A 14,588-nucleotide genomic window follows, 5' to 3' on the forward strand; every position below is an offset into this window, starting at 1 on the left:
GGATTTTAGTTCCCATTTCGACGAAATCATCCGTGCGGCCCGGCGTTGTCACGCAGGCAGCGCCTTTGCCTCAACTTTTCCCAGCGCTTTCGACCTCCCAGAGAGCCCCATTCACGCGGTTTTTTCCTGCGCTGACGATCCTCTGCCCGTTGACGATCCTTCCGACGTGCTTGCGTAAGAACCCGCTGAACCGCGTCGTATTCAGCTTGCCATAGTCGATGAACTCGGAAAGTGCCTCCACCAGCCCCTCATGCCGGCGGTTACCAACAGGATCGAAAGCTCCTTCGTCCACCATCCTGGCGATATCGGCCACGGCCCAGGGTTTGCCGGCCGGCAGGGCCGCGATGATTGCCGACGTGCGCTCCTTCTCCGGGTCATTGTCCCGGATCTTGGCCGCATTGCCGAGCGGATCGGGCAGGCCGAGCCAGACGAGGGCGGAGCGGACGAGGTTGGACCATTGCTCGAAGGAGCCGAGCGGCGGCGAGACCTTGTCGGCCTCGTTGGCGATGAAGGCGCGCAGGAGCGTCAGGGCTGACGTGACGATTTCCACCCGCTGCCGGCGTGTGTCCTCGATGACGTCGCTCTCAAAGACGCGCTCTTCCGGCCGCTCGACGCCGGCGTCGAGGTTGATCAGCACCACGCGCCGCGTCAGGTCGCCGGCAAAGCGCAGGCCGTTGCCCGTGGCGCAGAACATCGCCGCCGTTGCCGAATCCAGCGCGAGGGACGCGCCGAGCGGACGAATATTGACTTCCTCCTGGGACAGAACCTGGCAAAGGTGATCGGAGCGAAGCGGCACCGAGAGATTGTCGAGACTGATGAAACTGGCACCGTGCAGGAGCCGCGCCTCCAGGACCTTGCGCAGCTCGCTGTCGTCGCCCGCATAGGAGTTTACCGCAGCGACCCGGCCGGTCGCGAGAATGGCGGCAACATCCACCAGCTTGGATTTCCCGGTGCCGGGCGCCGTCGCATTCACGCCGAAGAGCGGCGCGGTGCTGAGGCTGGGGCGGACGATCGCCGTCAGGATCATGGCGAGTGCAGCCGATTCATCGACGCCGCTGACGAAGGGAAAGCTCGAAATGAGCTTCCTGATGGTCTCCAGCGCTGCCAGCGCCGCAGCCCTGTCGGGGCAATCGGGTATTGCGGGCCATGTCCTGTTCGATTCGAAGAGGATGCCGGATTGCCGGTCGAAGCCCTGCGCATCGATGATGGTGCCATCGCTGCGCATCATCGGCAGGGAAACGATCGCCCTGATCTGCGGAAAAGGCCAATCGCCGTGTCGCGCAATGATGGATTTCGCGACCAGCGCCGGGCAGGATATATCCCTGTAGCCGAGCTTCCTTCTCTCGTCGGGCTTCAGCCAGAGCACGTGTTTCGACAGGATGTCGATCAACGCATTCTCATCGGCGGGAACCAGCACCGTCTTTTCCTTGCCCGCAACGCGGACGGCCTGAAACAGGGCCGTATCGCGGGCGTAGAGCCGCGCGCCGGCCTCGACCACCAGGCGGCAGGCACTCGTCACCACTTCCGAAAGGTCGGCTTCGTGGAACATGAGCCTCGGCCGGCCGTCTTCCTTCCTGGTTTGCGAGGGCATGTCACCGACGACTGTTTTCCGCCGCAATGCGCGGCCCGCGCCCTCGACCGTTACAGGCTTTTCGTCTTCAGCACCCGGCAGCGTAAAGGGGCGCATCGTTTCCTGCATGAAGGCGTCGATCTCGGCTTGCGTCCATCCGTCATCCAGCGCATCGGCGCAATCCCAGCCGCGGGGCGGAAAGAGGCCGGCGCGCCAGTCTTCGAAGCGATAGCATTCGAGCGCGCTTGCGGCAGCGACATCGGCAAGGCCGACAAGCCGGACGCGCGCCCCAAGGCTTGTGAGGTGCCGGGCGATTTCATTGGCCGCCGCCATGCCCGGGGAATCGAAATCCGGCCAGATGAGCACGTCGCGGCCTGACAGCGGCGACCAATCGGTGTGCTTGACGCCCTGCGTCCCGCCCGCCCAGGAGACGACGGCGCATCCGCTCGACTGGCGCAGCCTGTCGCGGCATTTCTCGCCCTCGACGACAATCACCTGCCCATTGTCGATATCCGCGCCGATATCTGGCAAACCGTAGATCGGCCGCGGCTTCGGAAACGGGAAGCGGCACCATGTTTCCGTTCCGTCGGCCAGGCGGGCGAACATGACCATCGGCGTTTCCTTGGCCCCATCGGCGAGATCATGACGCAGCACATAGCCAAGAAGGGAACCGTCCGCCTGGCGATAGGGAAACACCATCGACGGCGCAAAGGAGCCCCATTCGGAGCGCCCGCCCCTGCGCTTGGGATTGTAGAGCCTGACAAGCCGGCCGGGCGCCAGCAGCTCCGCCGGCGGCGGCAGGACCGTTATGCCCTGATAGGCATCCCGGGCCTCGACCAGCTTCGGCCGGGCATTCGGCCGGCTGCCGATACCGCCGAGGATGCGGATTGCTTCGGGCAGATCGACGCCCTTCACCTCCCGCACGAAATCAAGGACATCGCCTTGCTTGCCGCAGCCGAAGCAGTGGAAGCGCTCTATTCCATCGTGTGCTATGAAAATCTTGAACGATGGCGTGTCTTCGGCATGGAAGGGGCAGCGGGTTTCGAACTCCCGGCCATTCCGGCTGAGCTTGCAGCGATATTGCGTGACGGTCGAAGACAGCGACACGTCCCGCCGCAGACGCGCGATATCGTCAGGTTCGCCGGAGGATGGGTGTGCGTGTATTCGTGACATGAAATTTTCCGTGTGAAAGGTGGGAGCTGCTTGTTTCCCCTTCTCCCCAGCGGGGAGAAGGTGGCTCGAAGAGCCGGATGAGGGGGCCACGGATGCCGGCGGATGATGCTATTATACGCCGGCGGCGTTGCTGTTCGACGCTGTCATCGAGAGAGCTGTTTGGTGGGAAGCGCGGTGCCTGTAGCCCCCTCATCCGCCCTTCGGGCACCTTCTCCCCCAGGGGAGAAGGGGGAACACGCGTCGCGGCACATCCCCCTGGCCAGCCGTCAAACAACGATCTCAGGCCCCCGATGGCGGCAGCTAAGAGCGTCGTCGACAAGCCGCCAGCCCGAAGCCTGGAGGTTCCGATTGACGAAATCCTGCAGATCCGCGGGGCGGAACAGCGTGCGGGAACCGAGTTTCACGAAGGGAAGCCGGCCGGCCTTCATCTGCCGGTAGATGCTGGCGCGGCTGATGCCGGTCGCCTCTGTGACTTGCCTGATGTTCAGCAGAATTTTCGGCGTGACTTCCACGGTTTCTCTCCAGGTCTCGTTATGTGCCTGTGCGTATCCGTAGAGGCGAACAGTTATCGGGACGAAGTCGCGCCGTGCCGCGGGCATCTCCTTTGGCTCAACGCAGATTTGCCGGCTCCCCGGCTGCCATTGTCCCGAAGACACCAAAAATGGATCGCGCCGGCGCGCCCGCGTCCCGCTCCCGGTAAGGTTTGGCAAAGCAAAATGCGGTTACGATCCGATGTGGCGCGATCGGGAGCGAGAGGGGCGGCAAGGGCTGCTGCCCGCCGGAACGCGGCCATCCGGGGACCTGACATGAAGACATTCATCATCGCCGCGGCTTTCGCGGCATTCCTGCCTGTGATTGCCCAGGCGGAAACGCTGGAATTTCCAAGCGACGATCCGGTCGCGACCGTCACCATTCCCGATAGCTGGGGGCCGAAGGAAACGGAGACCGGCATCGACGCGACGTCCGAGGATTCGGCGATCTATCTTTCCATCGACGTTGCCGATGAAAAGACCAGCGACACGATCATCGACGAGGCCTTCGCCTTCCTGCAGAAGAATGGCGTCAGTATCGAGGAGAAGACCCAGAAGGAGTCCGAAGCCGAGATCAACGGCATGAAGATGAAGACTTTCGACTGGGATGGCAGCGACAAGGAAGGGCCGGTCAATATCGGGGTCGCCGTGCTTTCGCCTGCTGAGGGCAAGCTGCTGTTGATCACCTACTGGGGCACCAAGGGCAAGCAGGACGCCCATGACGACGAGCTGATCGCCATTATCAGCTCGCTGAAGCCGGCCGGCTGAGCTTGAGGCGATGCGAGGCGCTGCCGGCAAAGCGGCGCCTTTTTCATTCGGGAACAAGCGCGCCCCGGCACAGTTCCCTTTGCATGACAAAAGCAAAGACAAAGACAGGCGCGATCCGCATCGGCATCTCGGGATGGACCTATGCGCCGTGGCGCGGCGTCTTCTATCCGAAGGAATTGGCGCAGAAGCGCGAGCTTGCCTATGCCTCGCGGCAGTTTCCCTCCATCGAGATCAACGGCACATTTTACGGGCTGCAGAAGCCGGACGCTTTCGCCAGCTGGCGCGATGAGACTCCTGATGGTTTCGTCTTTTCGGTCAAGGGCTCGCGCTACATCACCCATATGAAGCGCCTGCGCGACATCGACAAACCGCTCGCCAATTTCCTCGCCTCGGGCCTTCTGCGCCTGGGGCCGAAGCTCGGGCCGATCCTCTGGCAATTTCCGCCAAGGCAGAAATTCGATGCCGAGCTCTTCGACAACTTCCTGGCAATGCTGCCCAGGGATACGGAAGCTGCGGCCGATATGGCAAAACAGCATGACGAGCGGCTCGACGGCCGCGCCTGGACGAGGAGCGAGACGACGCAGCCGATGCGCCATGCGCTGGAAATCCGCCATGACAGTTTCTGCGCGCCGGAATTCATCGAACTGCTGCGCAAACACAAGGTCGGGCTGGTGGTCGCCGATACCGTGGAATGGCCGCTGCTGATGGATGTGACGGCGGATTTCATCTACTGCCGCCTGCATGGATCCGAGCAGCTTTACGTCAGCGGCTATGATGACGAAGCGCTTGATCGCTGGGCCGGCCGCATCGATGCCTGGACACATGGAATCGAGCCCGATGATGCCAACCGCGTCGAGGCGCCGCTGAAACGATCCGCGAAAGGGCGCGATGTCTATGTCTATTTCGACAATGACGTGAAGGTACGCGCGCCGGCGGATGCCCGCTCGCTCGCCGAAAAGCTCGGGGTCGCGCTGCCGCCCGATGACAGCGTCACCGTCAGACCGACACGCCGCGGCGGAAAGCCCGTCACCCAGGAGCCGTGCCAGCATTGGCCGGCGCTGCGGTCTGCGCCCTAGACCAACACCGCCTGATCGGTCCGGTCTTCGGTGCCGAAGAATTTCAGATAGCGCTCGACCTCGGCGGGTTCGCCGGTCGCCTTCTGCGGGTTGTCCGAGAGCTTGACGGCCGGGCGGCCATTAGCGTCGCTGACCTTGCAGACGATGGAGATCGGCAGGAAATCCGACGTATCGGTCGGTGCGCAGCCGGCGAAGTCGTTCGTCAGGTTGGTGCCCCAGCCGAAGCTCATGCGCACGCGGCCCTCGAAATGGTTGTAGGTATCGATGATCGCATCGACATCGAGGCCATCGGAGAAGATCAGGAGCTTCTGGCGCGGGTCGCGGCCCATCTTCTTCCACCAGTCGATGATCTTTTCGCCGCCTTCGATCGGCGGGGCGCTGTCCGGGCGGAAGCCGGTCCAGTCGGCAACCCATTCGGGCGCATCCCGCAGGAAGGCGGCGGTGCCGAAGGCGTCCGGCAGCACGATCAAGAGGTTGCCGCCATAGAGCTTGTTCCAGTCGCGCAGCACCTTATAGGGCGCGTTCTTCAGCTGCTCGTCCGTCTCGGCAAGAGCTGCGGCGACCATGGGCAGCTCATGGGCATTGGTGCCGACGGCTTCGAGATCGGAATCCATAGCCAGCAATACATTGCTGGTGCCGGTAAAGGCGGGGCCGATGCCTTCCTTCAGCGCTTCCACGCACCAGCGCTGCCAGAGGAACGAGTGGCGGCGGCGGGTGCCGAAATCGGAGATTCGCAAGCCCGGCAGCTCACGCAGTTTCTCCACCTTGGCCCACATCTTGGCCTTGGCGCGGGCGTAGAGAACATCGAGCGTGAAGGGGCCCATCGCCTTCATGGCGGCGCGCGAGCGCAGCTCGTTGATGATGGCAAGGGCGGGGATTTCCCACATGGTCGTTTCCTTCCACGACCCATGGAAATCGAGCACATATTGCCCGTCCTTCTTGGAGAGCTCGTATTCCGGCAGCTGGAAATTGGAAAGCCAGGCGAGGAATTCCGGCTCGAAAATCTGAGCGCGGCCATAGAAGCTGTTACCGGCGAGCCAGATCATCTCCTTCTTGGCGAGCCTCAGCGTACGCGCGTGATCGAGCTGCTCGCGCAGCTCGCCCTCGTCAATCTCTTCGGCGAGGCGCACGCGCTTGGTGCGGTTGATGAGGGTGAAGGAGGCGCTGACATCTGGATAGAGCTTCCAGATCATCTGCAGCATGAGGAGCTTGTAGAAATCCGTATCGATCAGACTGCGGATGATCGGATCGAGTTTCCAGGTGTGATTGTAGACGCGCCTTGCTATATCGGTCCTGGCCATGAAGCTCCTGCCTGTCCGTCAATCCGGTCAGGTGCGGCCTTGTCAACGGCCAGCGCACGAAACCGGCTCGTGCGCCTTCTTATCGAAAAATCGATAAACAAAGTCCAGAAAAAACAACAGGCAACGTCCCGCGGCACTGACGACTGCGGGACGTGATCCAAATATCTGATATCAGCCGGTTATTGCGCCGGTGCCGCGGGCTGGGCCGGGGCCGTGCCGCCATTCTGCGGCGCAGGCTGCGGAACCTGGTACTGCATCTGCTGGCCGGGCTGCTGCGGGGCGACATCATCGGCCTCCTTCTGACCCCAAATCTCGACGGGGATCCAGATGAGGAAAGCCAGGACCAGTGCAGCGATCAGCACGGTCAGGATGCGATAACCGGTGCGGCCCTGCTTCGCCTTGACCGGCGAAATCTGTTCTTCGGCATGAAGCTTACGATCGGACTTTTCCCACCGCGTTTCCATATCCGCCATGATCGTCTCCTTCCGCTCATCCGCAGGCCGGGCCTGCAGAGCTTGTGCGAAGAAAACGAGAATCGGCAGGGGAAGTTCCCTGATACCGTCAGTAACCTGCGGTGCGATCGACGACGAATTGCAGCGGCTCGCCGCGTTCGAAACGTGCGATCTGCGTTTCGACATGGCGGAAAAGCGCATTCTCTTCCGAGATCGCGGCGTCATGCGGCGTGATGAAGACGGTCTCCAGATGCCAGAGCGGGTCGTCCGCCGGCAGCGGCTCGACCTCGAACACATCGAGCGAGGCGCCGCCGAGCACGCCGCCCTCGATCGCCGCAACGATATCGGCCTGGACCTGGCTCCTGCCGCGGCCGGCATTGATGAAAACAGGCTTGCCGAGCGCGCCGCCCTGACGGAGCCTGGAGAAGAAGGACTTGTCGTAAAGGCCTGATGTGTCGGGCGTCAGCGGCAGCAGGCCGACGACGATATCGGTCTTCGACAGGAAAGTATCGAGTTCGGAAGCGTCGAAGGTTTCAATGCCTTCGACGTTCTTCTTCGAGCGCGACCAGCCGATGACGTTGAAGCCCATGACTCTGAGTTTGGCGACGGCATCCTGGCCGAGAATGCCGAGGCCCATGACGCCGACGGTGATTTCGGCGGCTTCGGGCGGGACGAGCTTGCCCCAGACGCGGTCGCGCTGGTCCCGGTCATGCTGGCGCTGCAGGCGCAGATGCATGAGGCACTGCATCACCACCCATTCGCTCATGCGCGTCGTCAGGCTGCGATCGACGAAGCGGACGATCGGGATGTCGGGCAAATCAGGAATGGAGAGGATGCTATCGACCCCGGCGCCGCCGGAGAACAGCACCTTCAGGTTCGGCGCGCGTTCAAAGATGTCGGCATCCGGCTTCCAGAGCAGCGCATAGTCCACGCCAGTCAGGTCGAGCGCCTTGCTGGCGGGATCGGCTGAATTGATGCTGCCGCGATCGGCAAAGGCGGTCTTGAGGATGCGGGCAACGGTTTCGGGGTCGAACTTGAGATCGACGAGGATGGGAGGTCTTGCTGACATGATCTTCTTTACTGCTGCCCATCTTTACTGCCGAATGGCTGATGTGGGCACCGCCTCGATATGGAAGGCGGCTGCCATCAATGCCTTCGTATAGTCATCCTTCGGCGCTTGGAAGATTTCCGCCGATGGCCCCTGCTCCACCACCTTGCCGAAGCGCATGACGATGACGTCATTGGCAAGCGCTTTCACCACCTTCAGATCGTGGCTGATGAAGAGATAGGCGAGATCGTGCTTCTTCTGCAGGTCGCGCAGCAGGTCCACGACCTGCGCCTGCACGCTCATGTCCAGCGCCGAGGTCGGCTCGTCGAGCATGACGAAGCGCGGCTTCAGCACCATGGCGCGGGCAATGGCGATGCGCTGACGCTGGCCACCGGAAAATTCGTGCGGGAAGCGCCAGCGGGTGAGCGGATCGAGGCCGACTTCTTCGAGCGCCCAGCAGACGCGCTGGTCGCGCTCCTCGGACGAGAGGGAGCGCTCGTGCACCTTCAGGCCTTCGGCGACGATATCGCCGACCGACATGCGCGGGCTCAGCGAACCGTAGGGGTCCTGGAAGACGACCTGGAGCTGGTTGCGCAGCGGCCGCATCTCCGTGAACGAATAGCTTGCTATATCTTTTCCGACGAAGGAAATGCGGCCCTTCGAGGAAATGAGGCGGGTCAGCGCCAGGCCAAGCGTGGTCTTGCCGGAGCCGGATTCGCCGACGACGCCAAGCGTCTGGCCGGAGCGCAGCGTCAGATCGATGCCATCGACCGCCTTCACATGATCGACGACCTTGCGCATGAGGCCGGCCTTGATCGGGAACCAGACCTTGATGTCGTTGCCTTCCATGACGACGGGCTTGGAGGCGTCGGTCAGCGGCGGTTCGCCGCGCGGCTCCGAGGCAAGCAGGTGGCGGGTATAATCGTGCTTCGGGTTGGAAAAGACCTCCTCCACCGTCCCGGTCTCGACGATCTTGCCCTTGGTCATGACGCAGACGCGATCGGCGAATTTGCGCACGATGCCGAGATCATGGGTGATGAAGAGCATGGACATGCCATGCTCACCCTTCAATTTGCGCAAAAGTTCGAGGATCTGCGCCTGGACGGTGACGTCGAGCGCTGTCGTCGGCTCGTCGGCGATCAGCAATTCCGGCCGGTTGGCGAGTGCCATGGCGATCATCACACGCTGGCGCTGGCCGCCCGAGAGCTCGTGCGGATAGGCCTTCAGCCGCTTTTCAGGCTCGCGGATGCCGACCTGGTTCAGGAGCTCCAATATGCGGGCGCGCGCAGCCTGCCCGGTCATGCCCTGGTGCAGCGCCAGGATTTCGGCAATCTGCTTTTCGATCGTGTGGAGCGGATTGAGCGATGTCATCGGCTCCTGGAAGATCATGGTGATGTCGTTGCCGCGCACTTCGCGCAACTCGCGGTCGGAGGCCTTCAAGAGGTCCTTGCCCTTGAAGAAGATCTCGCCGCCCGGGTGGCTGGCCGAGGGATAGGGCAGAAGCCGCAGGATGGAGTTTGCCGAGACCGACTTGCCGGACCCGGATTCGCCGACGAGCGCCAGCACTTCGCCCTTGCCGATATCGAAGGAGATGCGGTCGACGGCGAGCGAGGTTTCGCCGCCCTGATGGAAGGCGACCGAGAGATCGCGGACGGAGAGCAGGGTTTCACTCATTGGAACGTCTTTCTCGGATCGAAGGCATCGCGCACCGCTTCGCCGATGAAGATCAGCAGCGACAGCATGATCGACATGGTGAAGAAGGCCGTCAGGCCGAGCCATGGCGCCTGGAGATTGGCCTTGCCCTGGGCGATCAGTTCGCCGAGCGAGGGAGAGCCCGGCGGCATGCCGAAGCCCAGGAAATCGAGCGAGGTCAGCGTGGTGATCGAGCCCGAGAGAATGAAGGGCAGGAAGGTCAGGGTCGCGACCATCGCATTCGGCAGCATGTGCCGCCACATGATGGTGCGGTTGTTGACGCCGAGGGCGCGAGCGGCCCGGACATATTCGAAATTGCGGGCACGCAGGAACTCGGCTCGCACGACGCCGACGAAGCCCACCCAGGAGAAGAGCAGCATGATGCCGAGCAGCACGAAGAAGCCGGGCGGCAGGATGGCGGCGATGATCAGCAGGATGTAGAGCACCGGCATCGAGGACCAGATCTCGATGAAACGCTGGAAAAACAGGTCCGTCCAGCCGCCGAAATAGCCCTGGACGGCGCCGGCGGTCACGCCGATGACTGCCGAGCAGATGGTGAGCACCAGGCCGAAGAGAACGGAAATGCGGAAACCATAGATGACGCGGGCGAGCACGTCGCGCGCCTGATCGTCCGTGCCGAGCCAGTTGAGATTGCCGAGCCTGCAGCCGGGATCGTCGACGCCCTGCGGATAGGCCGAGCAGCGCTCCTCCTTCGACATCAGCCAGAAAGGCGGCGTCGGGGCCGAATGCGGGATATTGGAATTGACCGACTGGTAGGAATAGCGGATCGGCGGCCAGATCATCCAGCCATTGGCATCGATCTCGTCCGATATGACGGAGGAGCGATAGTCCGTCTCGGCCAGGAAGCCGCCGAACTTCTCCTCGGGATAATTGATAATGACAGGGAAAAGGATCTCGCCCTTGTAGGAGGCGATGATCGGCCTGTCATTGGCGATGAACTCGGCAAGCAAGCTGAGCACGAAGAGGATGAGGAAGAGCCAAAGCGACCAGTAGCCGCGCTTGTTGGCCTTGAAATTCCGCCAGCGCCTGATGTTGGTGGGCGAGAGCAGGCCCTTGCGGGGCGGGCGGACGGGTGCTGATGTCGTTGCGTTTGCGGCGGCATCCATCAGACGTCCCTCCGCTCGAAATCGATGCGCGGATCGATCCACGTATAGATCAGGTCGGAAATCAGGCCGACGAAGAGGCCGAGCAGCGAGAAGATATAGAGGGTCGCAAACACGATCGGGTAATCGCGGTTGACGACCGAGAGGTAACCGAGGCGGCCGAGACCATCGAGCGAGAAAATGTTCTCGATCAACAGCGAACCGGTGAAGAAGGCGGAGATGAAGGCGCTCGGGAAGCTTGCGATGACGATCAGCATGGCATTGCGGAAAACATGGCCGTAAAGCACCTGCCGCTCGTTCAGGCCCTTGGCGCGCGCGGTGATGACATATTGCTTCTTGATTTCGTCGATGAAGGAATTCTTGGTCAAAAGCGTCGTCGTGGCGAAGGATGCCAACGACAGCGAGATCAGCGGCAGCGTGAGGTGCCAGAAATAATCGAGCGGCTTCTGCCACCAGGTGAGCTGGTCGAAATTATCGGAGACGAGGCCGCGCAGCGGGAACCAGTCATAGAAGGAGCCGCCGGCGAAGAGCACGATCAGCAGGATGCCGAACAGGAAGCTCGGTACGGCATAACCGACGATGATGACGCCTGATGTCCAGACATCGAAGGAGGAGCCGTCCTTGACCGCCTTACGGATGCCGAGCGGAATGGAAATGGCGTAGGAAAAGATCAGGATCCAGATGCCGAGCGAGATCGAAACCGGCAGCTTTTCCTTGATGAGATCGAGCACGGTCGTATTGCGAAAGAAGCTCTCGCCGAAATCGAAGCGGATGTAGTTCCACATCATTTCGCCGAAGCGGGTCAGCGGCGGCTTGTCGAAGCCGAACTGCTTTTCGAGCTTGGCGATCAGTTCCGGATCGAGGCCCTGGGCGCCGCGATATTTCGAGCCGGCGTCATCTGCTCCACCGACCACGAGATCACCACCGCCGGACAGGCGTTGATCGGCGCTGTCGGCCTGGCCGGTCAACTGGGAGATCACCTGCTCGACCGGGCCGCCGGGCGCGAACTGCACGACGACGAAGGAAATTGCCATGATGCCGATGATCGTCGGGATCATCAGGAGCAGGCGGCGAAGGATGTAGGCCCCCATCAGTCTCGCGCCTCCGGGGATATCTTCGCCTGCATGCCGTCCAGTCTATTGCCGTTCAATCTGCCAGCCTTCCCTTGCCGGCGGGTGCCGGCGTTCCATGATTCGCCGATGCCATTTGGAGCGCAGGCATCCTCGCATTGCAAGTCTGCTCATTTGGCCGAGGTGGACCACCAGGCATCGGGGAAGCCGAGGCTGTATGCCGGAAACTCTGCCGGACGTGTCACCGTGTTCCAATAGGCGATCGAATAGGTATCGCGGTAGAACAGCGGAATGACATAGTGATTGGCGAGCAGCACACGGTCCATGGCCTTGATGGCAGCGACCTGCTCTTCCCGGTTGGGAGCAAAGATAATCATGCGAACGAGCGCATCGATGGCCGGATTGGCAATGCCGGCATAGTTGCGCGAGCCTTGCTGGTTGGCGGAAGCCGATCCCCAGTAGTCGGCCTGTTCGTTACCCGGATTCACGGTTTGAGCCCAGACATTCCAGATCATATCGTAATCGAAGCTGCGTGCGCGGTTGGTATATTGCGCGGCATCGACCGTGCGGACCCGCGCATCGATGCCGATCTTCTTCAGATTGGTGGCATAGGGCACCGCCCAGCGCTCGAGCAGGGGACTCGACAACAATATCTCGAAACTCATCGGCTGGCCGCTCTTGGCATTGACCATCCGATTGCCTTTCAGCTCCCAGCCGGCTTCCTTCAGAAGAGAGATCGCCTTGCGAAGGTTGTCGCGGCTCTTCTGCGGATCCCCACCAACGGGATTGCTGTAGGGGGTCGTGAATATCTCCGCCGGGACCTGATCCTTCAGGCCCTGAAGAATTTCCAGCTCCCTGCCCTGCGGAAGGCCAGATGAGGCAAGGTCGGTGTTCCAGAAGTAGCTGTCGATGCGCTTGTAGCTGTTGAAGGCGATCGTGCGGTTCAATTCCTCGAAATCGAAACCGTAGTTCAACGCCTCGCGCACCCGCTCATCCCTAAAGATGTCGCGCCGCATATTCGGCACCAGCGCCTGCATGATGCCGGTGGAGCGCAGGGGATTGGTGACATCTTCTTTCTTGATGCGCCCTTCCTTCACTGCGGGGAAATTATATCCCGTTGCCCAACGCGCGGCAAAAGTCTCCTGCCAGTAATCGCTGTTGCCGGCGCGGAACGCTTCGAACTCGACGTCCCGATCGCCATAATAGGTGTAGAGAATGTTGCGGAAATTGTTCTGACCGACGTTCACATTGAGGTCCTTGCCCCAATAGTCATCCCGCAATTCGTAGCGGATCGTCGCACCAGCCGAGAAGGCGGCAATCCTGTACGGCCCTGACCCCATGACGGGCTCAAGTGTCGTCTTCGAAATATCTCGCGGCTTGCCGTCCGGTCCCGGCGCCTCCCACCAGTGTTTCGGCACGATCACCAACTGGCCGAGAATGTTCGGCAGCTCGCGATTGTTCTTCTCGTCGAAGGTGAATGTAACGTCCCGCTCGCCCGTCTTCTCGGCCTTGACCACGTGATGGTAGTAGTTTCCGGCAAGCGGGTTCAGCTCCTTCGTCTTGTCGAAGCTGAAAACGACGTCTTCGGGCGTGACCGGCTGGCCATCTGCCCATTTGGCCTCCTTTCGAAGGCGAAAGGTCGTGCTCGATACGTCGGGCGGATAGGAAAGGCCCTCGGCAAGCAGGCCATAGGAGACGAGGAGTTCGTCATCGGCTGGCTTCAGCAGGGTGTCGTAAACGAGCGACAGACCGACCGCCGTCTGGCCTTTTGCCAGCAAAGGATTGAAAGTATCGAAAGTGCCGCTCGAAGACAGACGCAGGTCGCCGCCTTTCGGGGCATCGGGATTGACGTAGTCGAAGCGGGTAAAGCCCGGCTTGTACTTCATTTCGCTGACGACGGAACTGCCAATCTGGAACTGCTGATCCTGAGCAAACACAGCCGCAGGTATAAGCGAAGCCAGAAATGCTACCAGAACACCGATTTTCGACCACGAAGCCACTATTCATTCTTCCCCTGTTATTAGTTTCGCCGACAATACGAGAAATGCAGGCGAAAAACAGGAAAGACTTTGTTTTTTCCCGGGCTCGCGAAATTTTGACCCGACCGCTCACGTGCAGGGTGTCACTTCCTCGAGCCGCTTGCGGAGCATGCGCCTGAGCTCTCCGACCAGGCGCGGATCGCCCGAGCCATCGGGGTCGTTGGCGGCCGCGACGATGATGCGCAGAAGCTCCAGGACGAGGGCGCCAAGGAGATCGACATCGCGCTCGACCGAAGGTTCCGCATTCTTCAGCAGTGCGGTAATGCCGCCGCGAAGCTCCGCGCGCGATTTCGCCTTGCGCTCCTTGGGCACGTCGCGCCTGGCGGCGAGAACCGGAAATTCGGGATGCTCCTCGATGAAGCGGCCGAACCGCGTGAAGATGGCATCGCCGATTTCGGCAGCGCTCTTTCCCCTGGTCTTCTCCGCGAGTTCGGCGAGCCCGCCGTTCAGACGCTGCAGGCGATCGATATGCAGCGCCTCGGCAAGCAGAAGCTTGGTCGGGAAGAACTGGTAGAGCGAACCGATTGAAGAATTTGCGGCCGCGGCGATCTCCGTCATGGTTGCGGCGTCATAGCCTTTTTCGAGAAAGACCCTGGCTGCCGCTTCCAGCAGGATCGCGACGCGTTCATGGCCGCGTTGGCGTTTCGGCACACGGGTCTGCGGTTCCGGGCTTGATTTTTGTGAGGCAATCCTCGTATTTATCATTGTGAGGATAACCTCATATTTTCTTCCCCGGAGACTCCCG

General features: G+C 61.5%; 12 protein-coding genes. 2 read left to right on the forward strand and 10 right to left on the reverse strand.

Annotation, left to right across the window (positions count from 1 at the left end; genetic code table 11):
• Positions 1-70: 70 nt before the first annotated feature.
• Both JNB85_RS07040 and JNB85_RS07045 read right to left on the reverse strand, forming a co-directional pair.
• Positions 71-2,743: a CHC2 zinc finger domain-containing protein gene (locus tag JNB85_RS07040; RefSeq protein ID WP_220333627.1), complete on the reverse strand. Its 2,673-nt coding sequence runs from the start codon at positions 2,741-2,743 to the stop codon at positions 71-73.
• Between the two features lie 266 nt (positions 2,744-3,009).
• Positions 3,010-3,255 (reverse strand): helix-turn-helix transcriptional regulator, encoded by a 246-nt coding sequence (locus tag JNB85_RS07045; RefSeq protein ID WP_220333628.1) that lies wholly within the window; start codon positions 3,253-3,255, stop codon positions 3,010-3,012.
• Between the two features lie 294 nt (positions 3,256-3,549).
• Here JNB85_RS07045 and JNB85_RS07050 point away from each other — a divergent pair, with 294 nt between their 5' ends.
• A complete protein-coding gene (locus tag JNB85_RS07050) occupies positions 3,550-4,041 on the forward strand; it encodes a histidine kinase (protein WP_220333629.1) in 492 nt (163 codons plus the stop codon).
• 83 nt (positions 4,042-4,124) lie between these two features.
• Positions 4,125-5,117 carry a DUF72 domain-containing protein gene (locus JNB85_RS07055; protein WP_220333630.1) on the forward strand — a complete coding sequence of 331 codons (993 nt, stop codon included), beginning with the start codon at positions 4,125-4,127 and terminating at the stop codon, positions 5,115-5,117.
• On the opposite strand, the gene pncB is transcribed toward JNB85_RS07055, so the two are convergent.
• From pncB to JNB85_RS07095, 8 genes are all read right to left on the reverse strand, one after another.
• On the reverse strand, positions 5,114-6,418 hold the full coding sequence (pncB, locus tag JNB85_RS07060) for a nicotinate phosphoribosyltransferase (protein WP_220333631.1): 1,305 nt from the start codon (positions 6,416-6,418) through the stop codon (positions 5,114-5,116). The two genes, JNB85_RS07055 and pncB, sit on opposite strands and share 4 nt — an antisense overlap.
• A gap of 179 nt (positions 6,419-6,597) precedes the next feature.
• The gene (locus tag JNB85_RS07065; protein ID WP_220333632.1) at positions 6,598-6,891 is read right to left on the reverse strand and encodes a hypothetical protein; all 294 of its coding nucleotides are present in this window, start codon (positions 6,889-6,891) and stop codon (positions 6,598-6,600) included.
• Positions 6,892-6,979: 88 nt separating this feature from the next.
• Positions 6,980-7,939: a 2-hydroxyacid dehydrogenase gene (locus JNB85_RS07070; protein WP_220333633.1), complete on the reverse strand. Its 960-nt coding sequence runs from the start codon at positions 7,937-7,939 to the stop codon at positions 6,980-6,982.
• A gap of 24 nt (positions 7,940-7,963) precedes the next feature.
• Positions 7,964-9,592, reverse strand: coding sequence for an ABC transporter ATP-binding protein (locus tag JNB85_RS07075; RefSeq protein WP_220333634.1), 1,629 nt, complete (start codon positions 9,590-9,592; stop codon positions 7,964-7,966).
• The gene (locus JNB85_RS07080; RefSeq protein ID WP_220333635.1) at positions 9,589-10,737 is read right to left on the reverse strand and encodes an ABC transporter permease; all 1,149 of its coding nucleotides are present in this window, start codon (positions 10,735-10,737) and stop codon (positions 9,589-9,591) included. The genes JNB85_RS07075 and JNB85_RS07080 overlap by 4 nt, the downstream gene beginning before the upstream one ends.
• Entirely contained in the window at positions 10,737-11,825 is a 1,089-nt protein-coding gene (locus tag JNB85_RS07085) for a microcin C ABC transporter permease YejB (protein WP_220333636.1), read from the reverse strand. Before JNB85_RS07085 ends, JNB85_RS07080 begins: the two co-directional genes overlap by 1 nt.
• A 149-nt stretch (positions 11,826-11,974) precedes the next feature.
• Positions 11,975-13,807: an extracellular solute-binding protein gene (locus JNB85_RS07090; RefSeq protein WP_220333744.1), complete on the reverse strand. Its 1,833-nt coding sequence runs from the start codon at positions 13,805-13,807 to the stop codon at positions 11,975-11,977.
• A 105-nt stretch (positions 13,808-13,912) separates the two neighbouring features.
• Positions 13,913-14,548: a TetR/AcrR family transcriptional regulator gene (locus tag JNB85_RS07095; RefSeq protein WP_220333637.1), complete on the reverse strand. Its 636-nt coding sequence runs from the start codon at positions 14,546-14,548 to the stop codon at positions 13,913-13,915.
• Between the last annotated feature and the right edge of the window lie 40 nt (positions 14,549-14,588).

Origin of the sequence: Rhizobium mesosinicum (assembly GCF_019511345.1) — a bacterium.
In the GTDB taxonomy this organism is placed as follows: Bacteria; Pseudomonadota; Alphaproteobacteria; order Rhizobiales; family Rhizobiaceae; genus Rhizobium; species Rhizobium mesosinicum.

Bases quoted from the DNA above. Each gene is read 5' to 3' on its own strand.
- JNB85_RS07095 (WP_220333637.1), bottom strand. From the start codon at position 14,548: ATGATAAATACGAGGATTGCCTCACAAAAATCAAGCCCGGAACCGCAG.
- JNB85_RS07055 (WP_220333630.1), top strand. From the start codon at position 4,125: ATGACAAAAGCAAAGACAAAGACAGGCGCGATCCGCATCGGCATCTCG.
- JNB85_RS07040 (WP_220333627.1), bottom strand. From the start codon at position 2,743: ATGTCACGAATACACGCACACCCATCCTCCGGCGAACCTGACGATATC.
- JNB85_RS07080 (WP_220333635.1), bottom strand. From the start codon at position 10,737: ATGGATGCCGCCGCAAACGCAACGACATCAGCACCCGTCCGCCCGCCC.
- JNB85_RS07065 (WP_220333632.1), bottom strand. From the start codon at position 6,891: ATGGCGGATATGGAAACGCGGTGGGAAAAGTCCGATCGTAAGCTTCAT.
- pncB (WP_220333631.1), bottom strand. From the start codon at position 6,418: ATGGCCAGGACCGATATAGCAAGGCGCGTCTACAATCACACCTGGAAA.
- JNB85_RS07075 (WP_220333634.1), bottom strand. From the start codon at position 9,592: ATGAGTGAAACCCTGCTCTCCGTCCGCGATCTCTCGGTCGCCTTCCAT.
- JNB85_RS07050 (WP_220333629.1), top strand. From the start codon at position 3,550: ATGAAGACATTCATCATCGCCGCGGCTTTCGCGGCATTCCTGCCTGTG.
- JNB85_RS07085 (WP_220333636.1), bottom strand. From the start codon at position 11,825: ATGGGGGCCTACATCCTTCGCCGCCTGCTCCTGATGATCCCGACGATC.
- JNB85_RS07070 (WP_220333633.1), bottom strand. From the start codon at position 7,939: ATGTCAGCAAGACCTCCCATCCTCGTCGATCTCAAGTTCGACCCCGAA.